A 24,847-nucleotide genomic window follows, 5' to 3' on the forward strand; every position below is an offset into this window, starting at 1 on the left:
GCTTCAGATGCCGCGGCGCCGGGTTGGACCCGGCGTTCGGCTTATCGCGCTTCGATCCTGTAGGAACATCCCGCAAGCGTCTTGCCCGGATGGGGTATCGACTGTCGACACGTTGAGCGTGATCCGCGTCTCAAAGACCATCCCGAGATCCTCTTCCTTCGTCTCAAGGACGACTTTCTCGCCGAGGAATTTGCCGACTGTGGCGATCTCGGGCGTGATTCCGAGCTTTTTCGCCAGTTCGTCCGGGGCGACAGCGTCGAGCACTGCCATCGGGCCTGACGCTGTGAAGGCCACTGTAGCGGCCTCGTGCGCGAAAACGCGGATAGGCGCGGGCAGGCGGTATTCCTTCAGGAACGGATTGTCCGAGGCGATCTCCTGCCAGCCGAGCGTCTCCGCGGCCCCCGGTTCGCCGCCAACCAGAAGGCAAAGCTGTTATAGTTCCGCGCATCAACACGGCACTCGATCAGCGACGCCAGATCGATGGCGGAGGGGTCGAACTCGACGGCGGTGGCCGATGCAGCGCACGCCGAAAAGATCAGCGCGACGGTTCAGCGGCGCATGGACCTCAACCTTTTCGGTTGCGCGCGGCAAGCGTCCTGAGACGCAGCGCGTTGAGGCGGATGAACCCTTCGGCGTCCTTCTGGTCGTAAGCGCCGCGATCGTCCTCGAAGGTGACCAGCGCATCGGAATAGAGCGACTTTTGCGAGCGGCGGCCGGTGACGATGACATTGCCCTTGTAGAGCTTCAGCCGCACCTCGCCCTCAACATCCTGCTGGCTTTTGTCGATCAGCGCCTGCAGCATTTCGCGCTCGGGCGAAAACCAGAAGCCGTTGTAGATCAGCTCGGCGTAGCGCGGCATCAACTCGTCCTTGAGATGCCCCGCGCCCCGGTCGAGCGTGATCGATTCGATCGCGCGGTGCGCAGCGATCAATATGGTGCCGCCTGGCGTCTCGTAGACGCCCCGCGACTTCATGCCCACGAAGCGGTTCTCGACCAGGTCGAGCCGGCCAATGCCGTTGTCGTGGCCAAGATCGTTGAGCGCGGCCAGCAATGCTGCCGGCGAAAGCTTATTGCCGTTCAGCGCAACCGCGTCGCCCTTCTTGAATTCCACAGTGATCTCGGTGACCGCGTCAGGTGCATCCATCGGCGAGATGGTGCGCTGGTGGACGAATTCCGGCGGCTCGCTCCACGGGTCCTCCAGCACCTTGCCCTCGGAAGAGGAGTGGAGAAGATTGGCGTCGACCGAAAATGGCGCGTCGCCCTTCTTGTCCTTGGGCACTGGGATCTGGTGCTGCTCGGCAAAATTCAGGAGATCGGTGCGCGATTTGAATGACCAGTCGCGCCACGGAGCGATGACCTTGATGTCCGGGTTAAGCGCGTAGGCGGAAAGCTCGAAGCGAACCTGATCGTTGCCCTTGCCGGTGGCGCCGTGCGCGATCGCGTCAGCGCCGGTTTCCCTGGCGATCTCGACGAGATGCTTGGAGATCAGCGGCCGGGCGATGGAGGTGCCCAGCAGGTAGGTGCCTTCATAGACTGCGTTGGCGCGAAACATCGGAAAGACGAAATCGCGGACGAACTCCTCGCGCACATCCATGACCCGGATGTCCTTGATGCCGAGCATCTCGGCCTTCTTGCGGGCCGGCTCCAGTTCGCCGCCCTGACCGAGATCGGCGGTGAAGGTCACGACCTCCGCGCCCAATTCGGTCTGCAGCCATTTCAGGATGATGGAGGTGTCGAGACCGCCGGAATAGGCGAGCACGACCTTCTTCACGTCTTTCCACTTGGACATTTTTTTCCTCGATCTCGCATGGCGCCTATAGGCTGTCGGGCGCGATGTTTATCAGGAATGCCGGGCCGGGCAAGGCCTGGCAACTACGCAGGTCAAAGCGACATTCAATAAACTTTTAACAGATCTGGCGAAGACTTCGCGCCCGATGACTCAACTCGCCGAAATCATTGAAGGGGCTGCCGGACCGGCCGCAAAACGGATTGCCGGGCGTCGGTGGCTGGGCATTTGCACGGCCGCCTTCCTGCTGGCTGGAGCGCTCTCGGTCATGGCCAGCGACCGTTGGGAAGAAGCCGGAAGCGGCGCCGTCGCCATACTGCCGGTTCCATTGAAGGCAGCCGCCATCAATGGCGGTTCGTTTTCCTGTGCCGAACGCCGCTGGAGCTTTCGCCTGCGCGCCGAGACCACGCCGGCGGCTCCCCGCCGGGAGACAACCGTGGTAGTTGCGATAGATGGCGCCGATTTTCCCGCAAAGGCCAACCGGAGTCCCGGCGTTGTGACGGTCGCAGTTCCGTTCGAAATGCTTGACCTTCTGAAGGCGGGCAACAGGCTCTCCTTCGCATTCGACGGGGAGCCCGCCACGGTTTTTTCGCTGAGAGGGTCGCGCGCAGTACTCGACGCGGTCGCGCCACGTTGCAGCGCAGTCGACATGTCGGCCTATCAAAGCGTCGCTCTCTCGGAAACGGATCAGGCCATCGGAACCGCGGCAAAACTCATGGCCGAAGAAGCAGCATTGTTTCGCGAGGCGACCGGCAAACAGCCGGTCCTCGCGGCGGCCTCGGTCAAGGTCGTGGCGGACGCCGAGATGGTCTTTGCCTCGCTTTGCGGGTCCGACCGCTATTACGGCGAGTCGGGCTGCACGCTGAGCGGCTTTGCCCGGCAGGGCGTGAGCGGAGATTGGCGCGAGGTTTACAACAGCGAAGGCGTGGCGCTTTACCTCGACACGAAAACCTCGGCCGACGGCTGGCCCGATCTTGCCACGTTGGCCGAAGGTGGCAGCGCGGAGCCGAGTCATTGGATGTGGAACGGCCTTGCCTACGAGATCCGCGAGCCCGCTATCGCAAAAGATGCGGAGTTGCGGGGCGCAGTCCAGTAGTTGCCTGTGATATCTGTCGGAACGTGTTCAGCGTCTCCGCGGCTTTAGCTGGATCCACAGGTCGTAAGCCGCAAGAACAAGCCCGATGCAGACCGCCGCCGCAAGGTCGACGCGCGGCACGAACCACAGCACGACGCCGAAAAAGGCCAGCAGGGATAGGAAGGCGAGCAGTGCGAAGAGCCGTTTTCTGGTCATGCCGAAGTCTCCGGTGCCGTTTGCCCGCCTATCAGCCGTAAATTAGGTTCGGCAGCCAATAAACGATCTGCGGAAAGATGTAGATCAGCACCATGCACAGGATCACGATCAGCATGTAGGGCATCATGCCGCGGAAGATCTCCGAGAGCTGCACATGCGGCGGCGCGATGCCTTTCAAATAGTAGGCCGACATCGCCATTGGCGGCGACAGGAATGCGGTCTGCAGATTGATCGCCACAAGAATGCCGAAGAATAGCGGATCGATGCCGAAATGCGGCAGCAGCGGCAGGAAGATCGGGATGAAGATGACGATGATCTCGGTCCACTCCAGCGGCCAGCCGAGGAGGAAGATGATCAGCTGCGCGACGATCAGGAACATCAGCGGCGACATGTCGAGGCCGGTGACGAACTCGCTGATGAACTGCTGGCCGCCGAGATAGGCGAAGATCGACGCGAACGTCGCCGAGCCGACGAACAGCCAACACACCATCGCCGTCGTGCGGGCGGTGAGATAGACGCTCTCCTTCAACCGCTGCCAGGTCAGGGCGCGATACGCCACCGCAAGCAGCAGGCCTCCGAGCGCGCCGATCGCCGCTGCCTCGGACGGAGTCGCCAGCCCGAAGAGGATAGCGCCGAGAACCGCGAGGATAAGAAAGGCCAGCGGCACGAAGGACGTGAACATCATCCAGCTGATCTCAAGGAACGAATGGTCGCCGACCTGCTCCTTGGTAGGCTTCGGCGCGAGATGTGGCTGCAGAACGGCCTTGCCGACGACATAGACGAGATAGAGCCCCGCCAGGAACAGGCCGGGCAGAAGTGCGGCCGCATACATGCGCACGACCGAAACGCCAGACGTCGCCGCATAGACGATCAGCAGGATGGACGGCGGTATGAGGATGCCGAGCGTGCCGCCCGCGCAGATGACGCCGGACGCATATTTGACGTCGTATTTCGCCTTCAGCATCGCCGGAAAGGCCAGCAGACCCATCAGGGTGACGACAGCGCCGACAATGCCGGTTGCGGTAGCGAAAAGCGTGCAGGTGATGAGCGCCGCGACCGCCATCGAACCGGGAACGCGCCGCGTGGCGATGAACAGTGTGTTGAACAACCTGTCGACAATATTGGCGCGTTCGACGATGTAGCCCATGAACAGAAACAGCGGAATCGCGGTCAACACGTCGTTCGACATGACGGAATAGGTCTGGTTCACGAACAGGTCGAAGATGCGGTTGTTGAAGAAGCCGCCGACCCAGGATTCGGTCAGCGTCCAGCTGTCGGCGCCGGATTCGACCGCGCGCTCGTAGGTGCGCCACATACGGCCCGCGTCGAAATAGGCGTAGTAGCCGAAGGCGACGCCCAGCGCCATGAGCGTGAAGGCGACGGGAAAGCCGAGGAAGATCGCCAGGATGAGGATGAGGAGCATGCCGACGGCAACTTGGGGATCGGTCACTGGTCGTCGTCCCTCTTATTGTCCTTCGGCTCGTAGCCTGACGGAATGTCGACTGCCTCCCCGCCGTGCTTGAGCACGTCGAGCGTTTGCGCCTGCATCAGGACCTTTTCCAGCTCCTCCACATCCTCTTCTGCCCGGACCCATTCGCCCGTACGCAGGCATATGATGCAGCGGAACACCTGCGCGAGGCCCTGCAGGAAGAGCAGGATTCCGGCCGCGATGATGACCGATTTGAACTGGAAGATCGGGATTCCGGCGGGGCTGTTGGAACTCACCTCCAGATAGCCCCAGGAGCGCGCTGAATATTTCCAGCCGGCAAAGACCAGCGCCAGCACGCCGGGAAAGAAAAACAGGAAGTAGAGCACAAGCTCGACGGCCGCCTGCGTGCGCGGCTGCCACAGCCGGTAGATGAAGTCGCCGCGCACATGGCCGTCACGCGAGAGCGTGTAGGCGCCCGCCATCATGAACAGGGTGCCGTAGAGCATGTAGCTCAGGTCGAATGCCCAGGGCGTCGGCGCGTTGAAGGCGTAGCGCACGACGACCTCGTAGCCGATGCCGAATGCCATCACGATGATGCACCAGGCGAAGACCTTGCCGAACCATGCCGACAGGTCGTCGGCAAACCGAATATAGCCTTCCATGAAAATTCGCCTCAGCACACGTCGAAGATGATGACGGAGCGAAAGGATGCGCTCCGTCACGAGGCCTCAAAAATCGAGCGCCTCAGATTTTGTCCGGGAAATAGTGCTGATAGGCAAGTTTGTAATCCGGCGCGTTGAGCAGGCTGTAATAGACCACGCGCTCGCACCAGGCCTTCTGACTGTCGACCACCTTCTTGAAATAGGGATCTTCCATCAAGGGCGGCAGGATTTTGTCCCAGGCCTCGAGTTGCGCCTGCAGCACCGAGTCGGGCGTGCGCTTCACGTTGACGCCGGATTCGGTCTGCAGCTTCTGCAGGTCGGTCGAATATTGCTGCATCGCCAGCGCGTAATTGGCCAGGTGCGCCGATTCGACGCCGTATTTCAGGATCGCCTGAAGATCCGGATCGAGGCTCTCGAACGTGTCCCTGTTGAAGATGTATTCGAACGATTCGCTCGCCTGGTGGTAGGAGGCCAGCATGTAGTTCTTGGCGACGTCCTGTGCGCCGAAGCGCATGTCGGAAGTCGGGTTGTTGAACTCGAAGCCGTCGATGACGCCGCGTTCCATGGCAGGCACGATTTCGCCGCCGGGAAGCTGCGCGACCGACGCGCCCATCGACTGGAACAGGTCGGCCGCGAGACCGACGGTGCGGTATTTCAGGCCCTTGAGCTGGGCGGCGTCGGTAATCTCACTCTTGAACCAGCCGAGCGGCTGGGCCGGCATGCCGAAAGACAGGAAGCCGACAATGTTGAGGCCGAGAATGTCTTGCGTCAGTTCGCGGTAAAACTCGTTGCCGCCGCCATGGTAAAGCCAGGCGATCATCTGGTTGGCGTCGCCGCCGAAGACCGGGCCCGTGCCGAACAGCGAGGCGGCCTTGTTCTTGCCGTACCAGTAGACCGGCACGGTGTGGGCGGCGTCGATCGTTCCGTCATGGCAAGCGTCCTGGACCTGAAACGCGCCGACGACCGCGCCCGCGGGCAGAAGATCGATTTTCAGGCGGTTGTTCGACATCAGCTGCACGCGCTCGACATACTGCGCGGCCATTTCCTGGAAGATATCGGAAGCCGGCCAGGACGACTGCATCTTCAATACCATCGGCGCCTGGGCAAGTACGGCCGGCGCGGCGAGCGTCCCGGCAGCCGCCGCGCCTGCGACCGTGGAGTGTTTCAGGAACTTTCTGCGAGAAATCTTTCTGGTGGTCATCATATCCTCCCGAGATATTTTGATTTTCGCCGTTCAGCGCGAGCAGAATAGGCCATATGAAGTCCGATGCAAGCGGCTGGTGCGACTCCTCGCCGCAACCATCAGGTGTGAAACTTCTGCTTCGACTGACGCCGCCGGCCAAGGCGTTTGGGGCCGTCGAGCGCTTGCGGCGCGGGCATCCGCGCTGTAGCGTGCGCCGCTTTCCACACGAGGCGCGCCCACATGGCTTTCGTTCCCGATGCCGCAATCATCATCCAGTTCGCCATCGCGACCTTCATCATCGCGATCACGCCCGGACCCGACATGACCCTGTTCGTCGGGCGGGCGCTGTCGGAAGGACGCGCCGCGGGGTTTGCCTGCATGTTCGGCGCGATGACCGGCATCGTCATTCACACGGCGCTGGTGGCGCTCGGGCTCTCGGCGCTGATCGTCGCCTCGCCGCAGGCGTTCCTGGTGCTGAAGATCTTTGGCGCCGGTTATCTGGTGTGGCTGGCCTATCAGGCGATCCGCAACGGTTCGGCCTTCTCGCCTGAAAAGAAGGCCGGCTCAGGCCGCGGCCTGTTTCAGAACTGGGCGACCGGCCTCGGCATCAACCTCATGAACCCGAAGATCATCCTGTTCTTCATGACATTCCTGCCGCAATTCGTTTCGGCAAGCGATCCGAGCGCCTCGGGCAAGTTGTTCTTCCTCGGCTTGCTGTTCATCGTGCTTGCGCTCCCGATCACTGCGCCGATGGTGATCGCCGCCGACAAGTTCGCCGGGCTTCTGAAGAAGAATCCGACCGTGATGCGGGTGGTGGATTACCTGTTCGCGGGTGTGTTCTCGGCCTTTGCGCTCAAGATCCTGACGGCGCAGGCGAAGTAGCCCGCCGATCGGGTCATGCCTCGCCGTGTCCGGCGATCATCATGGCTTCGAGCGCCAGGCGATCGACCTTCTTCATGCGCTCGGATTCCGACTTGAGCTGGCCGCAGGCGGCGAGGATGTCGCGGCCGCGCGGCGTGCGGATCGGCGAGGCATAGCCGGCATTGTTTATGTAGTCGGCGAATTTTTCGATCGTTTCCCAATCCGAGCACTGGTAGTTCGTGCCGGGCCATGGATTGAAGGGGATCAGGTTGATCTTGGCCGGAATGCCGCGCAGCAGTTTTATCAGCGCCTTGGCGTCTTCGATCGAATCGTTGACGTCTTTCAGCATCACATATTCGAACGTTATTCTCTTCGCGTTCGACAGGCCGGGATAGGCACGGCAGGCGGCGATCAGTTCGTTCAGCGGATACTTCTTGTTGATCGGCACCAAGAGGTCGCGCAGATCGTCATTGGTGGCATGCAGCGAGATCGCCAGCATGACGCCGATCTCGTCGCCGGTGCGGAAGATTTCAGGCACAACGCCGGAGGTCGACAGCGTGATGCGGCGCTTCGATAGGGAAAGCCCGTCGCCGTCGGAGGCGATCAGCAACGCCTTCTTGACCTCCTCGAAATTGTAGAGCGGCTCGCCCATGCCCATCATGACGATGTTGGTGATCTTACGGCCCTCGGCCGGAACGATCGCGCCGTCCGGCGTGCCGCGCTCGGGAAAATCGCCGAGCCGGTCGCGCGCCGTCATCAGCTGGGTCAGGATTTCCTCGGCCGTCAGATTGCGCACCAGCTTCTGCGTGCCGGTGTGGCAGAATGAGCAGGTAAGCGTGCAGCCGACCTGGCTGGAAATGCACAGCGTGCCGCGGCCTTCTTCCGGAATGTAGACGGTTTCGATCTCGACCGGACGCCCCGCGCCGCGCGGCGGAAAGCGAAACAGCCATTTGCGCGTGCCGTCATTGGAGATCTGCTCCTCGACGATCTCCGGCCGGGCGATGGTGAAATCCCGCTCCAGCGCCGTGCGCAGATCCTTGGAGATGTTGAGCATCTCGGAAAAATCCGAAACGCCGCGCACATAGAGCCAGTGCCAGAGCTGCTGGACGCGCATTTTCGCCTGGCGCTCGGGCACGCCGGCCGAAACCAGCGCCTCGCCGAGTTCGGCGCGCGACAGGCCTATCAGCGACCCTTTTGCCGACATCGCTGCGCGGGCGCGCAGCATGTCGCGCGTGGGATTGGCGGTGAGATCAAGCGAAAGGGTCATGGCGACGCCATATGGTGGGCCGAAGCCGGTTTGTCTAACTTTGCTGCGCACATATCACGGCGAGGCGGCTGCGTCACGCCGGAGCGGGAACGCGAAAGGGCCGGACGACGGTCCGGCCCTTCTGAACCAACCAGCGTTCGGTTACTTGCAGCTGGCGATCGAACTCAGCGCCGCCGAAATGCCTTTCAGCGAGAATGCGTAGTTGGTCGGGTTGCCGCGTCCGGACTTGGCCGCGACCTTCATATCGGAACCGGCCTTCATCGCCGCGATCAGCAGTGGCTCTTCCGCCGCGTTCTCCACCCAGGCAGACTTGCCGCGGGTGAACATGGAAAAGGACTTGTCGCCGACGGTGACCGAGACCTTGGAATTTTCCTGGAAGTCATAAGAGGCGATGAACTGCGGCTCGAAGGAAACATCCTGGCCCGGCCGCTGGCTGACGAAGAAGAATATGTCGCCGTGGTCAAGCGTGGCCGGCTGCTTTTCGGTCGGCACGGTCAGCACATAGCAGACCTTGCCGTTGTTCGCCTGATAACTGTAGGTGCCCCAGGCATTGTGCTGGCCGATCTTTGTGGCCGACTGGGCCAGCGCCGGCAGGGCGCTCGCAACCAGGATCAGGCTCGAAATCGTCGCAATCAATCCGCGCATCGTATTTACCGTTTCCCTGTCTTTCGCATGAATGCGAGGGCAGGCCGGATCCAGGCCCTGCCATTGGTTCATTTTGATTTAATCTGGGTTACCAAATGGTGAACCGCGTTCCAAAAAAGGATCCGTTTCGGCCATTTTGGCACTACCGCCATCCTCACGCCATGGCCGTTTGCACGGCCTGGCGCTTTGTCCCATGTGCTGTTCAAGACGGGAAAAGCGGCAAGAGTTTGACTTTTCATTTCAAGACGCAACAGCGCGTCAGCGCTTGTGGCGCGGCAAAGTGCGCCGCGTCAATCCAGTTCGGCAAGCGCCTTCCTGGCGGCAAGGCGGTGAGCCGGAGTGATGTGCGCCTTCACGGCGGCGATCGCGGCGGTGAGCACCGCGATGTCGTCGGTGAAGCCGAGGCCGAGTATGAAATCGGGAATGGTGTCGGCGGGCAGTATGAAGTAGGCGAGCGCCGCAAGTAGTGTACCCTTGGCGCGCAACGGCGTGCGGCGATCCAGCGCGCAGTAATAGGAGGCGACCACCTCGTCCATGAACGGCACCTGTCGCGCCGCCCGCTTGGCGGTCTGCCAGAACCTTGCCCGCACATCGTTCTCGGGATTGTCCTTGCCTCCGCCGAACATGCGGAAGCCGAAATTATTTGCCGTAGCCATGCCCGTGCCTCCTAGACATGCGAAATGTGGGAAACGGCTAACCTGTTCGCAAGATGCCGTTGTCCATGATGTGCGGCGCCGGGCCCGGCGATGCGGCAAGCACACTCTTGTTACGCTTTAGTTTCTCTCTGGCGCTTTCCAGCCGCCATGCTATCGAGTTCATCCTTATCCGGTGACGGTCAAATGATCGCAAAGGCCCACACAAGCATACTTTTCGTCTGCCTCGGCAACATCTGCCGCTCGCCGCTGGCCGAAGGTGTGTTCCGCGCCGTCGTGGCGGCGCGTGGCGCCGAAAACGCCTATCTCATCGATTCCGCCGGCACGGGAGGCTGGCACCACGGCTCCGCGCCCGATCCGCGCTCCATCGCGATCGCCGCCAGCCACGGCATCGATATTTCGGCGCAGCAGGCGCGCAAGATTGTGCCCGAAGACTTCCATCGCTTCGATCTTATCCTCGGGATGGACCGGTCGAATGTCGAAGACCTTGAGGCGCTGGCTCCGGCGGACGCGAAAGCCCGAGTCCTGCTGTTTCTCGATTTCGCCGAAGGCGCTTCCGGCGAGGTGCCAGACCCCTATTACGGCGGAGTGGACGGGTTCTCCGCGGTTTACCGCATGGTTCGCCAGGCTTCCGAAAGACTGGCCGACAGGCTGGAGCGCGGATCGGCGCCGGTGAGCGGCCATACCTCTTCGACCACATAGGGCCCGCCGCCGACCGAATCGCGCGACGACATCAGAACGAAGCGCCCCACCTTGAACGGCATTGTCGAGAAATTGCCGCGAGCCGAAAGATATTGCGCCACATCGAGCGGATTGGGATTTCTCAGCCGGGCCAGCGTGACATGCGGCATGAATTTGCGTGGATCGGCGGCGATACCGATACGCTGGCAGATGCGCTCGATTTCAGCCTGCAGCGCGTTGAGATCGGGCGATGCGGTGACGCCGGCCCAGATAGCGTGCGGTTTTTTCGAGCCGAACGCCCCGACGCCGGACAGGGCCAGCGAGAAGGCCGGCCGCCGCACCCGATCGAGCGCGTTGGCGATTTCGTCGGCGACATGGCCTTCGACATCGCCGATGAAGCGGAGCGTGATGTGGTAATTTTCGACGTCCACCCAGCGCGCTCCGGGCAGGCCGCCGCGGAGCAGGGAGAGGGACAGTGCGGCATCGCGGGGAATTTCGAGGGCGGTGAAAAAGTCGCGGCATGGCCAGGCTCCCTTCATCGAATCGAAATCTCGAGACCAGCGAATCACCGATCCGGACAGGCCGCAAGCGGTTTATTGGTCACATTCGCTCAACATTTTTTTCCGACGCGATGTTCCCCTCCGCCGTCTCAGGAATTGTCCGGATCTGCGGCGATCAGCTTTTCCACTGCCGGCAGGAAGCGCTCGACCATGCGATCGATGCCGGCTGCATTCGGGTGCATCCCGTCTTCCAGGAGAAAGCTCCTGTCGGCGGCGACGCCGTCGAGAAAGAACTGATAGAGCGGCACGCCATGCTTTTCCGCCAGGCGCGAATAGATGCCGTCGAAGGCGTCGGCATAGTCCGGTCCGAGATTCGGCGCGGCGCGCATGCCGGCCAGGAGAACGGTGATATTCCGCGCCTTCAGCTGCGCAATCATCTCGTCGAGGTTCTTTTCGGTGATCTTGGGTGAGACACCGCGCAGCATGTCGTTTGCACCAAGCTCCAGAATGACCAGGTCGGTCCCATCCGGCACCGACCAATCGAGCCGTGCGAGGCCGCCGCCGGTCGTGTCGCCCGAGACTCCGGCATTGCCGATCACGACATCGTGACCTCTGGCGCGTAGTGCCTTTTCAAGCTTTTCGGGGAAGCTTTCGCCCGGATTGAGTCCGTAGCCCGCCATAAGGCTGTCGCCAAAGCCGACGATTTGATGCGGCTCGGCCATGACCGGAGATAAAAATGAGAACCAGACGAGAATGGCAACGAGCAAAGCCAGAGCCGGACGTTTGAATGCCATGACCAACAACCCATATGACGAAAGCGCTTCCGGCTTCGTCCCCTCCATATAGGACAGATTTTCCGTGACAGAACCCGTCATCCATCTGAAGGACGTGTCGCTGACACTCGGCGAAGGCGCATCCTCCGTTCACGTGCTGAAAGGCGTCAGCCTCGACGTCTCTCCCGGCGAGGCCACCGGCATTGTCGGGCCCTCCGGCTCCGGCAAGTCGACGCTACTCATGGTGCTGGCCGGGCTGGAGCGGGTCGACGCCGGAATAGTTCGCATCGCAGGCGAAGTCCTGAACGGCAGGAGCGAAGACCAGATCGCGGCTTTTCGCGGCCGCAACATCGGCATCGTCTTCCAGTCCTTTCACCTGATTCCCAACATGACGGCGCTGGAAAACGTCGCCGTGCCGCTGGAGCTTGCCGGCCGCAGGGATGCGTTCGCCATAGCCGCGCGCGAACTGGAATCCGTCGGCCTCGCAGATCGCGTCACCCACTATCCGGGCGAATTGTCGGGCGGCGAACAGCAGCGCGTGGCGATTGCCCGGGCACTGGCGCCCGAACCGCGCATCCTGATCGCCGACGAGCCGACCGGGAACCTCGACCAAGCGACGGGCAGGCAGGTGGCTGACCTGCTGTTCACCAAGGCGCGCGAGCGCGGCATGACGCTGGTCCTGGTGACGCACGACCCGGCGCTGGCATCGCGTTGCGCGCGGCAGGTCTCGATGCGCTCCGGACGGATCGAAGCTTCTCCGCTGGTTGCGGTGTCGGCCTGATGCCGTTTTCTCAAACGCTGAAACTCGCCATTCGTTTCTCGCTGCGGGAAATGCGCGGCGGGCTTTCCGGCTTCATGATCTTCCTCACCTGTATCGCGCTTGGCGTGGCGGCGATCGGCGGCGTCAATTCGGTTGCCCGCGCCATCACCGCGGGCGTCGCCAATGAGGGCCAGACGCTCCTTGGCGGTGACATCCGGTTCGAATTGAACCAGCGCGAGATGACGGAGGCGGAGCGTGCCTTCGTAACGCAGCTTGGGGCGCTCGCCGAAAGCGCCAATATGCGTTCCATGGCGCGGCTCGAGGACGGCTCCGACCAGTCGCTTGCCGAGGTCAAGGCGGTCGATGGAGCCTACCCGCTCTACGGCGCCCTGCTGACCGAGCCGGCGCTGCCACTGGTAGAGCTGTTCGACGTAAGGGCAGGTGCTTTCGGCGCTGCGGCGCCCGATCTGTTTTTCGAGCGGATGGGTGTCGGGCTTGGTGACCGGATCAATCTCGGCGGCGCCACATTCGAACTGCGCGCCAGGATCGTGACCGAGCCCGACGCGGTGTCGGATGGGTTCGGTTTCGCACCCCGGCTGATGGTGTCGCTAGAAGGCTTGCGCGCTTCGGGCCTGATCCAGCCGGGCAGCCTGGTCGAGCACGCCTACAAGATCCGGCTTCCCGCCAACTCCACCGAGGCCGATCTCGCCGCAATCCGCGAACAGGCGACGGAGCGTTTTCCGGAGGCCGGATGGAGCGTCAGGACGCGCAGCAATGCCGCGCCGGCGCTATCCTCCAACATAGAGCGGTTTTCACAGTTTCTGACGCTGGTCGGGCTGACGGCCCTTGTCGTAGGCGGAGTTGGCGTCGCCAACGCGGTCAGCGCCTATCTCGACGGCAAGCGAGGCGTCATCGCCACCTTCAAGAGCCTCGGCGCATCCGGCGGCTTCGTGTTCACTGTCTATCTCGTGCAGATACTGATCATCGCGGGCATCGGCATCGCCGCCGGCCTGATGCTAGGCTCGTTGATGCCATTGGCCGCCGGCGCTGCGTTGTCCTCTGTCATCCCGGTACCGGCCGAAGGTGGGCTTTATCCCGCGGGTCTGGGCATGGCGGCGTTGTTCGGGGTGCTGGTCACCCTGGCTTTCGCGCTGTTGCCGCTTGGACGCGCCCGCGACGTGCCGGCGACCGCACTGTTCCGGGAAATGGGCTTCGGAGGCCGCGGCCTGCCGAAACTGGCTTACGTCGCGGTCTCGGTCTGCCTGGCCGCCGCTCTCGCGCTCCTTGCGATCTGGTTTTCCGGCGACAGAAGGATCGCCGCAATCTTCGTCGGCGCGACGATTTTCGCCTTCATAGTTCTGCGCAGCGTCGGGTTGGGCGTTCAGTGGCTGGCGAAAAAATCGCCGCGCGTTCGTTCCACCGCGCTCAGGCTGGCGATCGGCAACATCCACCGGCCCGGCGCTCTGACGCCTTCGGTCGTGCTGTCGCTCGGGCTCGGATTGACGCTCCTTGTGACGCTGGCGCTGATCGACGGCAATCTCAGGCGGCAGATCGCGGGCAGCCTGCCGGAACGTGCGCCGAACTTCTTCTTCGTCGACATCCAGGCCAGCGAGGTCGACGCATTCGCAGCACTCGTCCAGGGCGCTGCGCCGACCGGAAAGCTGATGCGCGTGCCGATGCTGCGCGGACGCATCATGGCACTGAACGGCGTCGACGTGCAGACGATGAAAGTGCCCCCAGAAGGCGCCTGGGTGCTGCGCGGCGATCGCGGCCTGACCTACTCGGCGACCATTCCTGAAAACGCCACGCTATCGCAAGGCGCATGGTGGCCAGAAGATTACGACGGCGAGCCTCTCGTATCCTTCTCGGCGGAAGAAGCCCGCGAGATCGGCCTCGCAATCGGCGATACCGTGACGGTCAATGTCCTTGGCCGCAACGTCACCGCCAGGATCGCCAATTTCCGGGAGGTGCAGTGGGAATCGATGGGCATCAATTTCGTCATGGTGTTCTCGCCCAATACATTTGCTGGAGCGCCGCATTCCTGGCTGGCGACGCTTTCGGTGGAAGGCGCCACGGCGGCCGACGAGTCGCGCATCCTGAACGAGGTGACGCGCGCCTACCCCGCCGTGACCACGGTCAGGGTCAAGGACGCGCTGGACGTGGTCAATCGGATCGTCGCGCAACTTGGGACCGCGATACGCGCAGCCGCCAGCGTGGCCCTGATCGCCTCGGTCTTGGTCCTGGCGGGTGCGTTGGCGGCCGGCAACCGCGCCCGCATCCACGACGCGGTGGTTCTGAAGACGCTGGGCGCGACTCGGCGCACGCTGATCGCAGCCTTCTCCTTCGAATACCTCCTGATCGGGCTGGCAACCGCGCTTTTCGCTCTTTTCGCCGGCGGCATTGCTGCCTGGTTCATCGTGGCGCGGATCATGACGCTTCCCTCGAGCTTCCTGCCGGAAGTGGCGGTATCGACGATCCTGTTTGCGCTGGTGCTGACGGTCGGCATCGGCCTGATCGGGACTTGGCGGGTTCTAGGGCACAAGGCGGCCCCGGTTCTGCGCAATCTTTAGAACGAGCCGTCCACGCTCGCTGTGCGTCTGCGTAGCCGAATTTGGCGCTTTGCGTTAAAGCTTCCGGCGTTCACGCAGGGTTGCGGTGTGTTACGGGGCTTGTCCTTGCCCGAAAGAAGCATCATATTCCGCCTAGGCATGCTGGAGTCCCCGCCAGCGGCGCCTGGGTCGGCGACGACCTGACACCGGACGGGGCAAAGCAATAGAGGAAATCATGGCTGACCTTCGCAATTATCAGGCACGCGCCGGGGTAGCGGGCTCCCGCGCCGGTGCCGCTATCGACGAGGGCCTGCGCGCCTATATGCTCAAGGTTTACAACCTTATGGCGCTTGGCCTCGCAATCACCGGCTTGGCCGCGCTCGGCACCGTCATGGTGGCGACGACCAATGATCCTGCAAGCGCGGTGGCCACGCTCGCCAACGGCAAGATGCTGACCAATGCCGGCGCTCTTCTCTACGGTTCGCCGCTGCGCTGGGTGGTCATGCTGGCTCCGCTCGGCATGGTCTTCTACCTGAGCGCCCGCGTTCACACGATGAGCATCTCGGCCGCCCAGACCTCCTTCTGGATTTTCGCCGGCCTGATGGGCCTGTCGCTATCGTCGATCTTCCTGGTCTACACCTCGGCAAGCATCGTGCAGACCTTCTTCATCACGGCGACCGCGTTCGGCGGGCTGTCGCTCTGGGGCTACACGACCAAGCGCGATCTGTCCGGCATGGGCACGTTCCTTGTCATGGGCGTGTTCGGCCTGATCATCGCCATGGTGGTCAACATCTTCCTGCAGTCCTCGGCCCTGCAGTTCGCCATTTCGGCGATCGGCGTGCTGGTCTTCTCGGGCCTGACCGCCTACGACACGCAGAAGATCAAGGAGATGTATTTCGAGGGCGACGACGTGCTGGTCTCCGGCCGCAAAGCCATCATGGGCGCGCTGACGCTCTATCTCGACTTCATCAACCTGTTCAGTTTCCTGCTGTCCTTCCTAGGCAACCGCGAATAGTTCGTCCTGGACTAGCAAACCAACCAAGGGCGGCCCAACGGCCGCCCTTTTCTTTTGCGCCCGCTCCTGCTTGAATTGAAGCAGAGAACGTGGGCTGCACAAATTATGAGCATTTTTATCAGAGGCGCGGTGGAGACGGACCTCGACAGGATCACCGCAATCTACGCCGATGCGGTGGAGCACGGCACGGCAAGCTACGAACTCGAACCCCCGACGAGGAGCGAGATGGGCGCGCGCTTTGCGGCGCTGACTTCATCCGGCTATCCCTATATCGTTGCGGAAGCCGATGGCGGCATTGTCGGCTACGCCTATGCCAGCGCCTTCAGACCGCGGCCCGCCTACCGCTTCATCGTCGAGGATTCGATCTATGTGGCGCCGGAGGCCAAAGGCCGGGGCGTCGGTAGGGCGTTGCTGGAGCAGCTGATCGCCGACACGAGAGCGCTCGGCTTTCGCCAGATTGTTGCGGTGATCGGCGACGGCAGGCCCGACAGCCCGTCGGTGAAGTTGCATGAGAGGATGGGATTTCGCCACTCCGGCAGGCTTGAGGGGTCCGGCTACAAGCATGGCCGCTGGCTGGACACGGTGTTCATGCAGTTGCCGATGAACGGCGGCTCGGACACCAAGCCTGATCCGGATTCGCTGGCGGAGCGCCGGTTCCGGGCGCCGTCGCGCTGAATTTATGAACGGGATCTGGTCCGGCAATTCGTCGGTTCCGCCCGACCGGGCTGGCCGACGGCTTCGCCCATGATCTGCTCCAGTGGTCCCTGCCCTGCGCGGCCGCGGCTCTCTTGACCCTTTGTCCGCGCCGATAACCGGTCAGGACTCCGGTCCCAGCTATTGAAAATTGCGCCCTTTGGGCATGACGCTGCTCGCCTTCCGTGACAGCTCCTCGTGATCGTTTGCGGCTGACGGCGTCTTTTTTCCCCATTGCGTGAGAAAATTGCGCCCTGGCGGATCCCGGCCATTTCGCCCGCCCGGACCGGCCGCGGCGGCCAGTTGAGCTTCCTCCGAGAGCTCGGCCAGCCAGTGGGAGAGATCCTCGATCTTCTCCGCCACGATATGGACGACGCCCGATTCCGATTGCAGCCGGCCGTTGACGCGAATGAAGCGTGAACCCATGACGACCGCTCGGAAGCGGTCGAAAATCCTCGGCCAGACGATGATATTGGCGACCGCCTCTTCGTCCTCGAGCGTCAGGAAAATCGCATTTCCCGTGCCCGGACGCTGCCGCACCAGCACAAGGCCGGCCACCGAAACACGTTTGCCGTCCGTCACGTCCTTGAGGCGGGTATTCGGCGTTATGCCTGCTTTGTCGAGCGAGCCGCGGAAGAAGGAAATCGGATGCGCCTTGAGCGAAAGACCAAGCGACCGGTAGTCGTGAATGACATGTTCGCCGAGCGGCATCGAGGGCAATTTCGTCCCTGGTTCGTTATCGCGCAGATGAATCTCGGGGCGCTCGAATAGCGGCAGTTTCTCGGCAGCGCTTTTTCCATCGAGCGCGCGCACGGCCCATAACGCGGCGCGGCGGTCGAGGCCGATCGAGCGGAAGGCATCGGCCTCGGCGAGCCGCTCGATTTCCGCCACATCGAGGCCTGACCGCAGCCAGACATCGCGCACGGAATCGTAGCCGAGCCCACGCCGCGCCACGAATTGCTCCATGCGCTCTTCGGAAAGCCCTTTGACCTGCCGGAAGCCAAGCCGGACTGCATGACGGGTTTTGATCACGCCTCGCATTTCAGCGTGACGCGCGGCGATCCGCGAGGGATTGAAGGGGGTCTCCTCCAGCGCGCAATCCCAGCCCGAATAGTTGATGTCGACCGGCCTGATCTCGACGCCATGCTCCTCGGCATCGCGCACGAGTTGCGCCGGCCTGTAAAAACCCATGGGCTGGGAATTCAGGATCGCTGCGCAGAAGACATCGGGATAGTAGGCCTTGAACCAGCAAGAGGCGTAGACCAGCAGCGCGAAGGACGCGGCATGACTCTCGGGAAAGCCGTACTCGCCAAAACCCTCGATCTGCTTGAAGCAGCGCTCGGCGAACTCCTGCGGATAACCCCGGGACACCATGCCCTTGATCATTCTTTCGCGATAGTTGCCGATAGTTCCGGTGCGCTTGAATGTCGCCATGGCGCGCCGTAGCTGATCGGCTTCGCCGGGCTCGAACCCGCCGGCGACGATCGCGATCTTCATCGCCTGTTCCTGGAACAGGGGTACCCCGAGCGTCTTATGCAATATCTGCCTAAGTTCCTGAGTGTGGTATTCGACCTTCTCCTTACCCTGCCGCCGCCGTAGATAAGGATGCACCATGTCGCCCTGGATCGGGCCGGGTCGCACGATCGCCACCTCGATGACGAGATCGTAGAATTCGCGCGGCTGGAGCCGCGGCAGCATCGACATCTGCGCGCGGGATTCAATCTGGAAGACGCCGATTGTATCGGCGCGGCAGATCATGTCGTAGACATTTTTGTCCTCGGCCGGGATGGTGGCCAGTTCCACCGGTCGCCCGTACGCGTCGTGGACACCGTAATGGCTTTCGAGAATATCGAAGGCGCGGCGCAGGCATGAAAGCATGCCAAGAGCCAGAATGTCGACTTTCAGAATGCCGACGGCATCGAGGTCGTCCTTGTCCCATTCGACCATCTTGCGTTCGTCCATGGCGGTTTTCATGATCGGGACGATTTCGTCGAGGCGGTCCCTGGTGATGACGAAGCCTCCGACATGCTGCGACAGGTGGCGCGGAAAACCCAGAATGTCGTTCGCGCGGGCGATCACATGCCGGGTCCGCGGGTCGGACTTGTCGAGGCCGGCCGCCTTGGCCTCCTTCTCGCTGAGTTGCGAGGAGGACCAGCCCCATATCGAACCCGAAAGGGCAGACATGACGTCGTCGGACAGACCGAGCGATTTCGAGACTTCTCTGAGTGCGGAACGGCCGCGATAGGTCACTACTGCTGCGGCCAATGCGGTGCGCTTCTGGCTGTATTTTTTGTAGATGTACTCGATGACCTTGTCGCGCTTCTCGTGCTCGAAATCGACATCGATATCGGGCGGCTCGTTGCGCTCGACCGAAATGAACCGCTCGAAAAGATGATCGATGATGTCGGGTCCCACATCGGTAATACGAAGACAGAAGCAGATGACGGAATTGGCGGCGGAGCCCCGGCCCTGGCAGAGGATATTCTGCGAGCGGGCGAATTTCATGATGTCGTGGACCGTGAGGAAATAACGCGCGTAATTCAATTTCGCGACGATGGCGAGCTCGTGCCGCAGCAGTTTTTCGATCCTTTCGGGCACGCCGTCCGGGTAGCGATCCCGGGCGCCTTCCCGGCTCAGCCGTTCGAGTTCCTCCTGTGGAGGAAGTCCGGATTCCGTCGGCTCGTCGGGATAGTTATGTTTCAACTCCGCCAGCGAAAACCTCAGCGTTTTCGCAAAGCGCACCGTCTCGGCCAGCGCTTGCGGGTAACGGCGGAAAAGACGCGCCATCTCTGCCGGCGGCTTCAGATAGCGTTCGGCATTGGCCTTCAATTCCAGACCGGCTTCGGCGACCGGAACATTCAGCCGGATGGCGGTGAGCACGTCCTGAAGCGGACGGCGCTCCGGTACGTGATAGAGGGCATCATTGACCGCCATCAGAGGCATGCGTGCCGCCGCCGCCATGCACGCCGCCTGTTCCAGCCGGAACCGGTCGTTCCCTGCATAGGCCGGCGAAACGGCGAGCCATACGGATCTTCCGAAGCGATCCTTCATGGATTTCAGAAAATCCAGCGCCTCTTCCGGCGAGGCTTCAAGATCCGCCATGATTCCAAGGGACAGGAGATCGCCCCATTCGAGAAGATCGCTACGATAGAGAACTGACGCCCCTTTCTCGCTTTCGTCCCGGATATTGGCCTGCGTAAGCATGCGGCAGAGATGACCCCAGCCCTTGCGGTCCTGTGGATAGGCCAGAATGTCCGGCGTTCCATCAGCAAAAACCAGGCGGCAGCCGGGGTGGTAGGAAAGCTTCGATTCCTCGGCCATCTTCCAGGCCCGCACGACGCCCGCCACGGTGTTTCGGTCCGCGAGACCGAGTGCGGAATAGCCGAGCAATTTTGCGGTGACCGCAAGTTCCTCCGGTTTCGACGCCCCGCGCAGAAACGAAAAATTCGACTGGACGGCGAACTCGACATAAGCGATTTTGACAGGCGCATTCATGCGAACACCCCATGCATGAACCAGCGCGGCATTTCGGCCGAAGCGCCGTAAAGGCCTCGCCGGTAAAGCCAATAGCGGCGTCCTTCCAGATCCTCTACTTTGAAATAATCGCGGGTCGGCGCGTCCTCCTCGTCTCGCCACCATTCGGCCGCGATGCGCTCCGGGCCTTCGGAGCGGGCGACCCGGTGACGCACGCGCCGCCAGCGGAAATAGGCCGGCGGTCCTTCCGGCACTTCGACGGCGCTGACTTCTATGGGCTCGGGAGGCGAAAACAGCCGGATCGGCCGCTCGGATTCCGGAGAGGCCTTCGGAGCCGGCAGTCCCGTCTGCCATCTGCCTGGACGGCGTGCTCTTTCCGGCAAAGCCTCGGCGAAAGGGGCGGCAATGATCGCGCGCTCGGGAATGTTGCTTTCCACCAGTACAGGTTTCAGCACCGCCTCCCCGCCAAGGCGGGCGCGGATGCGGTCGACGAAAAGAGCAAGATCGTCGTCGTTGCCGAGATTGCCGCCAGAGAGGTCGCCCTGCCTGATCTCGAAATGGCCGGCGGCGAGCACGGAGAGGCGCACAAGCTCGAAGCCGTAGCCGGCGTCGATATCGTTCTCCAGCGCCGTGAGCTTCTCGTGGAACAGCCGCCGTATCAGCGCTGCCTCGCGCAGCGGCCGTGACGTGCCCACCGCGATGCGCCGGACCGCGCCGTCGACCCGGAACAGCGCGAGCTGCAGGGCCCTGGCGCCCTCGCCGCGCCGCTCGAGCTCCCTGCCCAGGCTCGCCGCGAGCGTAGCCGCCAGGTGCTCGATGTCCTCGGTCAGGATGACAGGCTCGACCAGATGCCGCTCGACCGAAAGCGGCGGGGCCGGCAGCCTGGGCGAAAGCGCTTCCTCGATGCGTCCCAGCGCCTGGTCGAGCCGCAGAAGGAGCCCCTTGCCGAAGCGGCGGACGAGCGGCGCGCGGGGAGCGGCCATAACCGTGCCGACCACGCGCAGGCCAACGCTTTCCATGCTGACGATGGTCGCAGGCTGAATGCGCAAGGCCGCAAGCGGCAGCGGCGCCATGATTTCCTCTTCTTCTCCCGGCTCGACGACGCCTCCGTCGATAAAACGCGCCGCCGCCCAGGCCGCGCCCGCTGTCGAGGCTAAACCGGCGCGGACATCGAAACCCTGCTGGAAAAGCCGCGCCAGAAGATCGTCGAGCAGCGTCTTTTCGCCGCCGAAGAGGTGGGCGCAACCGGTGATGTCGAGAAACAGGCCTTCCGTCCCGTCGAGCGCCACCAGCGGCGTATAGCGGTCGCACCAGTCGGCCAGACCTCGAGCAGCCGAAAATCAGCCGCCGGATCGGCCTCGACGATTTCGACCGAAGGGTACATTGCGCGGGCATCGGCGATGCCCATGCCACGCTTCAGCCGGAGCCGCTCAGCCTGTTCGCTCAGCGCCGCGATGCGCTGCGAATTGTCTTCCCGGTGACTGACGATGAGCGGCGGCTGGCTCGCCGCCGACTGGCTCGAGCGCCAGAACCGGCCCAGACGCTGGCGAAAGATCCGGTCCGAGGGAAGGTGCGGGAACCACAGAGCGAGAATTCTCTGGCTGTCTTTCCTGAAAGGCGCGTTCATCGGGGTTCCATTCCAGTATGAATTGCAAGGAGGGGACGGCCGTGCGGCTCTTGCTGATCGTGACGGTGAAGGCGGGATGCCCGAGCGTATCCTCGAGCGGGCCGGCAAGGGTGGAGCGCGGCGCGGCGGGGGCCGACGAGACGACCAGCCGCACAGGCGCCGCGGTCGGCCAGGGCTCCGCCGACTGCCGAAGCAGGAAGACCGGCCTGCCCGCCTCCAGCGCCCGCCGGTGCAACCGCCGCGTGGCGGTCAAATCGAGCCGGTCCGGATTGCCGTGAATTTCCAGGAAGACCGCAGCAAGCTGCTTCAGTCGGGCCGCCTCCTCGGCAACCCACAATGCGTCGGTGAGTTTCGGCACCTGCGAAAGCAGAAGTTCGCCCGGCGAAAGACCGCAGAAATCGGCCACCCCCAGCGCATAGGGAAATCCCGCCTCGGTGAAGGCATCCCTGACGCCGATCCACAATATTGGCGGCCGGCTGTCCTCCCCTTCGGCGCCATGTGTTTTCAGGATCAATCCGGCCATGGCCAGCGCGAACCCGGCGGCGGCGCCGGCACCATGCATGACACTGCCGTGGATTTCGGTCAGCGCCGCCCTGGGCAGGCCGCCGCCAAGGGCCCCGTCGAACCGCGCAGCGCCCGTCGGCAGGACGTCGGCGACCGCCTGCCGGACCATCACCCCGCCCCGCCGCAGCACGCCCTGCGGCAAGGCGCATTCCCTTGGCGCGGTCCCGGCCAGAAACTCCGGCAGCGTGCCTTCGATCTTCGCGATTTTCCGGCGCAGGGCAAAAACGGTTTCCTGCGCCAAGGCGGATGTCGCCATGACGGTCTGCCTTCCCGGGGCCTTGTTCCTGTTATGTTCCTATAGATTCCAGAGCGTGGCTGGAGAGTCAAGCGTATTGCGGGGAGAATTTATTCCCAATTATGTAACGTAACAAATACGTGGCGGCAGCAGGCAAACGCCGACGGCTGGCGCGCCAGCCAGTCTAATTTCCCTGTTGCCCCGCAAAGGCCTCGAAAGCCGCCGGCCAAACGGCTATATGCCGTCAAAAGGAAAAAGAATGGCCCGCATATACAAGACCCGCGCCTGGCACGATCAGCTTTCGCCCTCGATCGAGGAAATGGAGTTTTTGGCGCTCGAGGCTTACGCCCACCTGCCGGCGGATTTTCGCAAGCTGACCGGCGAAGTCATCATCCAGATCGCGGAATTCCCGACCGACGAAATCATGGACGATCTGTCGCTGGAAACGCCTTTCGACCTGCTCGGCCTGTTCGAGGGCCGCGGCATCGCCGAGCGCTGGAACCCGCAGACCGGCGAGGGTCCCAACCGCGTGACGCTCTACCGCCGCGCCATTCTCGACTACTGGGCCGAGAACGAGGAGACGCTGGGCGACATCGTCACCCATGTGCTGATCCACGAGATCGGCCATCACTTTGGGCTCAGCGACGACGACATGGAGCGGATCGAGGAAGCGGCCGAACAAGCGGCCGACCAAACCTGAGTTTTTCTTCTTCTTTCCCGAGGCGAGCCGACCACATGAGCACTTTCACGACGCCCGACGAGCTTTTCGAAAAACTGAAGACAGCCTGGAGCAAAGAGAGTTCAGGCAGTTGGAGCGCCGAAAACCCGGCAAAAGGCCAATGCAGCGTCACATCGCTCGTGGTGCAGGACCTTTTCGGCGGCAGCATCCTCAAGACGAAGACGCGCGGCGGTACGCATTTCTACAACTTGATCGACGGTGTCCGCTGGGATCTGACGGTCAGTCAGTTCGACTATCCCATTCCCTTCGAGGATCAGCCTTCCAGCCGCGACGAGGCCATGACCGATACGTCGCAAGGCCAATACGATGCCCTCAAATTCCGGCTGAACACCGCATAGTCTGGAACCGGCTGAGCCGGCTCAGAAATCACTGAGTTTTATTCCCGGCTCGTATTCGACGCCCTCGATATCCTTCACCACCGCCTGCCCGCAGCGCATGGTCTTGGTTTCGGCGTCGAAGGCATAAGTCGGCGAGCCGAACAGATGCCAGCCCTTGCTCACCGCAGCGGTCACCTTGTGGCAGAAGCTCGCATCGTCGGGTCCGGTGAGATAGCGGTAGAGTTTCATTGGTTTGCTCCTTTGATCGCCGCTGCTTTCGCCAGCAGTTTTTCCGCCTGGATGAGATGAAGCCTTTCGACCATGCGGCCGTCCAGCGCCAGCACGTTTTTTCCGGAATTTTCCGGCAGCTCGAACGCCGCCACGATTTCAGCCGCCTCCGCCAGCGCCTCCGGCGACGGCGCAAACACCGCGTTGGCCTGCTCTATCTGAGAGGGATGGATCAGCGTCTTGCCGTTGAAACCCATGGCGGCGGCCTCGCCGCATTCGCGTGAAAACGCCTCGGTGTCGCGGAAATCATTGGCGACGCCGTCCAGGATGTCGAGGCCGCCGGCGCGCGCCGCCAGCACCATCTGCATCAGCCAGGGCGTGAGGTAGCGCCGGTCGGCCGTGGCGAGCATGCCGGTTTCCTTGACCAGATCGTTGGTTCCGGCGACGAGGCAGGAAAGCCGCGCGGCCGGATCACGGCCGAGTTCGGCGATCGCCGCGATGTTGACGAGCGCGCGCGGCGTCTCGATCATCGCCCAAAGGCGCACGGTCTCGGCCGTATCTTTGTCGTCGAGAACGTCGCCGGCCTCCAATACGTCGCGCGGCGTGTCGACCTTGGGAAGCAGTATGCCGTCGGGCGCGCAGGCGATGGCCGCCAGGAGATCGTCGGCGCCCCATTCGCCGCCAAGCGGATTGACGCGGATGATGATTTCGCCTGGCCCGGCGGGGCGGTTGGCGAATATCGCCGCGAGGCTCTCGCGAGCCGGGATCTTGTCCGCGGGCGCCACCGAATCCTCAAGGTCGAGGATCACCGCATCGCAGGCGAGCGACGGGATTTTCGCCACGGCCCGCGCGTTGGAGGCGGGGACATAAAGCACCGAACGGCGCGGTGAAAAATTCGGTTGCGGCATTTGGACT

Annotated in this window: 23 protein-coding genes and 2 pseudogenes; 9 read left to right on the forward strand and 16 right to left on the reverse strand. The window is 62.7% G+C overall.

The annotated features are described in order from the left end of the window. Positions 1-3: 3 nt before the first annotated feature. Both ACG873_RS23840 and ACG873_RS23845 read right to left on the reverse strand, forming a co-directional pair. Positions 4-294 (reverse strand): hypothetical protein, encoded by a 291-nt coding sequence (locus ACG873_RS23840; RefSeq protein ID WP_394888221.1) that lies wholly within the window; start codon positions 292-294, stop codon positions 4-6. A gap of 271 nt (positions 295-565) precedes the next feature. Beyond that, positions 566-1,789 carry an argininosuccinate synthase gene (locus tag ACG873_RS23845; RefSeq protein WP_394888223.1) on the reverse strand — a complete coding sequence of 408 codons (1,224 nt, stop codon included), beginning with the start codon at positions 1,787-1,789 and terminating at the stop codon, positions 566-568. Positions 1,790-1,934: 145 nt separating this feature from the next. Between ACG873_RS23845 and ACG873_RS23850 the strand changes: the two genes are divergently transcribed. Next, complete coding sequence (locus ACG873_RS23850) at positions 1,935-2,882, forward strand: hypothetical protein (RefSeq protein WP_394888225.1); 948 nt, start codon at positions 1,935-1,937, stop codon at positions 2,880-2,882. A 27-nt stretch (positions 2,883-2,909) separates the two neighbouring features. Here the strand turns inward: ACG873_RS23850 and ACG873_RS23855 are convergent, their stop codons facing one another. From ACG873_RS23855 to ACG873_RS23870, 4 genes are all read right to left on the reverse strand, one after another. Further along, positions 2,910-3,077: a hypothetical protein gene (locus tag ACG873_RS23855; protein ID WP_394888226.1), complete on the reverse strand. Its 168-nt coding sequence runs from the start codon at positions 3,075-3,077 to the stop codon at positions 2,910-2,912. A gap of 31 nt (positions 3,078-3,108) precedes the next feature. Next, complete coding sequence (locus tag ACG873_RS23860) at positions 3,109-4,527, reverse strand: TRAP transporter large permease (RefSeq protein WP_394888228.1); 1,419 nt, start codon at positions 4,525-4,527, stop codon at positions 3,109-3,111. Continuing rightward, a complete protein-coding gene (locus ACG873_RS23865) occupies positions 4,524-5,168 on the reverse strand; it encodes a TRAP transporter small permease subunit (protein ID WP_394888229.1) in 645 nt (214 codons plus the stop codon). Before ACG873_RS23865 ends, ACG873_RS23860 begins: the two co-directional genes overlap by 4 nt. A gap of 82 nt (positions 5,169-5,250) precedes the next feature. Beyond that, positions 5,251-6,369 carry a TRAP transporter substrate-binding protein gene (locus ACG873_RS23870; RefSeq protein WP_394893673.1) on the reverse strand — a complete coding sequence of 373 codons (1,119 nt, stop codon included), beginning with the start codon at positions 6,367-6,369 and terminating at the stop codon, positions 5,251-5,253. Positions 6,370-6,591: 222 nt separating this feature from the next. Between ACG873_RS23870 and ACG873_RS23875 the strand changes: the two genes are divergently transcribed. After that, positions 6,592-7,233 (forward strand): LysE family translocator, encoded by a 642-nt coding sequence (locus ACG873_RS23875; RefSeq protein WP_394888231.1) that lies wholly within the window; start codon positions 6,592-6,594, stop codon positions 7,231-7,233. Between the two features lie 13 nt (positions 7,234-7,246). Here the strand turns inward: ACG873_RS23875 and rlmN are convergent, their stop codons facing one another. The 3 genes from rlmN to ACG873_RS23890 form a co-directional block, all read right to left on the reverse strand. Next, positions 7,247-8,479: a 23S rRNA (adenine(2503)-C(2))-methyltransferase RlmN gene (gene rlmN, locus ACG873_RS23880; protein WP_394888233.1), complete on the reverse strand. Its 1,233-nt coding sequence runs from the start codon at positions 8,477-8,479 to the stop codon at positions 7,247-7,249. 141 nt (positions 8,480-8,620) lie between these two features. Next, positions 8,621-9,124 carry an invasion associated locus B family protein gene (locus ACG873_RS23885; RefSeq protein ID WP_394888234.1) on the reverse strand — a complete coding sequence of 168 codons (504 nt, stop codon included), beginning with the start codon at positions 9,122-9,124 and terminating at the stop codon, positions 8,621-8,623. 290 nt (positions 9,125-9,414) lie between these two features. Further along, a complete protein-coding gene (locus tag ACG873_RS23890; protein ID WP_394888236.1) occupies positions 9,415-9,780 on the reverse strand; it encodes a YkvA family protein in 366 nt (121 codons plus the stop codon). A 183-nt stretch (positions 9,781-9,963) separates the two neighbouring features. On the opposite strand from ACG873_RS23890, the gene ACG873_RS23895 reads away from it, so the two are divergent. Continuing rightward, positions 9,964-10,479 carry a low molecular weight protein-tyrosine-phosphatase gene (locus ACG873_RS23895; RefSeq protein WP_394888238.1) on the forward strand — a complete coding sequence of 172 codons (516 nt, stop codon included), beginning with the start codon at positions 9,964-9,966 and terminating at the stop codon, positions 10,477-10,479. Here the strand turns inward: ACG873_RS23895 and thpR are convergent. Both thpR and ACG873_RS23905 read right to left on the reverse strand, forming a co-directional pair. Further along, positions 10,386-10,980, reverse strand: a pseudogene (thpR, locus tag ACG873_RS23900) (RNA 2',3'-cyclic phosphodiesterase). The gene ACG873_RS23895 and the pseudogene thpR overlap by 94 nt on opposite strands. Before the next feature lie 127 nt (positions 10,981-11,107). Further along, positions 11,108-11,752 (reverse strand): arylesterase, encoded by a 645-nt coding sequence (locus ACG873_RS23905; RefSeq protein ID WP_394888239.1) that lies wholly within the window; start codon positions 11,750-11,752, stop codon positions 11,108-11,110. A gap of 64 nt (positions 11,753-11,816) precedes the next feature. Here ACG873_RS23905 and ACG873_RS23910 point away from each other — a divergent pair, with 64 nt between their 5' ends. The 4 genes from ACG873_RS23910 to ACG873_RS23925 all read left to right on the forward strand — a co-directional run bounded on the left by ACG873_RS23910 (position 11,817) and on the right by ACG873_RS23925 (position 16,730). Further along, a complete protein-coding gene (locus ACG873_RS23910) occupies positions 11,817-12,512 on the forward strand; it encodes an ABC transporter ATP-binding protein (protein WP_394888241.1) in 696 nt (231 codons plus the stop codon). Then, the gene (locus tag ACG873_RS23915) at positions 12,512-15,061 is read left to right on the forward strand and encodes an ABC transporter permease (protein WP_394888243.1); all 2,550 of its coding nucleotides are present in this window, start codon (positions 12,512-12,514) and stop codon (positions 15,059-15,061) included. Before ACG873_RS23910 ends, ACG873_RS23915 begins: the two co-directional genes overlap by 1 nt. A 214-nt stretch (positions 15,062-15,275) precedes the next feature. After that, complete coding sequence (locus tag ACG873_RS23920) at positions 15,276-16,055, forward strand: Bax inhibitor-1/YccA family protein (protein ID WP_394888244.1); 780 nt, start codon at positions 15,276-15,278, stop codon at positions 16,053-16,055. 102 nt (positions 16,056-16,157) lie between these two features. Next, a complete protein-coding gene (locus ACG873_RS23925; RefSeq protein WP_394893674.1) occupies positions 16,158-16,730 on the forward strand; it encodes a GNAT family N-acetyltransferase in 573 nt (190 codons plus the stop codon). 159 nt (positions 16,731-16,889) lie between these two features. Here the strand turns inward: ACG873_RS23925 and ACG873_RS23930 are convergent, their stop codons facing one another. From ACG873_RS23930 to ACG873_RS23940, 3 genes and pseudogenes are all read right to left on the reverse strand, one after another. Then, complete coding sequence (locus tag ACG873_RS23930) at positions 16,890-20,243, reverse strand: error-prone DNA polymerase (protein WP_394893675.1); 3,354 nt, start codon at positions 20,241-20,243, stop codon at positions 16,890-16,892. Next, positions 20,240-21,711 (reverse strand): annotated as a pseudogene (locus ACG873_RS23935) (Y-family DNA polymerase). Before ACG873_RS23935 ends, ACG873_RS23930 begins: the two are co-directional and overlap by 4 nt. After that, on the reverse strand, positions 21,653-22,669 hold the full coding sequence (locus ACG873_RS23940; RefSeq protein WP_394888245.1) for an ImuA family protein: 1,017 nt from the start codon (positions 22,667-22,669) through the stop codon (positions 21,653-21,655). The pseudogene ACG873_RS23935 and the gene ACG873_RS23940 overlap by 59 nt, the downstream one beginning before the upstream one ends. A 238-nt stretch (positions 22,670-22,907) precedes the next feature. On the opposite strand from ACG873_RS23940, the gene ACG873_RS23945 reads away from it, so the two are divergent. After that, positions 22,908-23,348: a metallopeptidase family protein gene (locus tag ACG873_RS23945; protein WP_394888247.1), complete on the forward strand. Its 441-nt coding sequence runs from the start codon at positions 22,908-22,910 to the stop codon at positions 23,346-23,348. A gap of 35 nt (positions 23,349-23,383) precedes the next feature. After that, the gene (locus tag ACG873_RS23950) at positions 23,384-23,725 is read left to right on the forward strand and encodes a YunG family protein (RefSeq protein ID WP_394888249.1); all 342 of its coding nucleotides are present in this window, start codon (positions 23,384-23,386) and stop codon (positions 23,723-23,725) included. A gap of 21 nt (positions 23,726-23,746) precedes the next feature. Here the strand turns inward: ACG873_RS23950 and ACG873_RS23955 are convergent, their stop codons facing one another. Then, positions 23,747-23,953 (reverse strand): DUF1737 domain-containing protein, encoded by a 207-nt coding sequence (locus ACG873_RS23955; protein ID WP_394888250.1) that lies wholly within the window; start codon positions 23,951-23,953, stop codon positions 23,747-23,749. Next, positions 23,950-24,840, reverse strand: a complete 891-nt coding sequence (locus ACG873_RS23960) for an HpcH/HpaI aldolase/citrate lyase family protein (RefSeq protein WP_394888252.1) — start codon at positions 24,838-24,840, stop codon at positions 23,950-23,952. Before ACG873_RS23960 ends, ACG873_RS23955 begins: the two co-directional genes overlap by 4 nt. Between the last annotated feature and the right edge of the window lie 7 nt (positions 24,841-24,847).

This window comes from Allomesorhizobium aridi (genome assembly GCF_043769475.1).
GTDB lineage: Bacteria > Pseudomonadota > Alphaproteobacteria > Rhizobiales > Rhizobiaceae > Allomesorhizobium.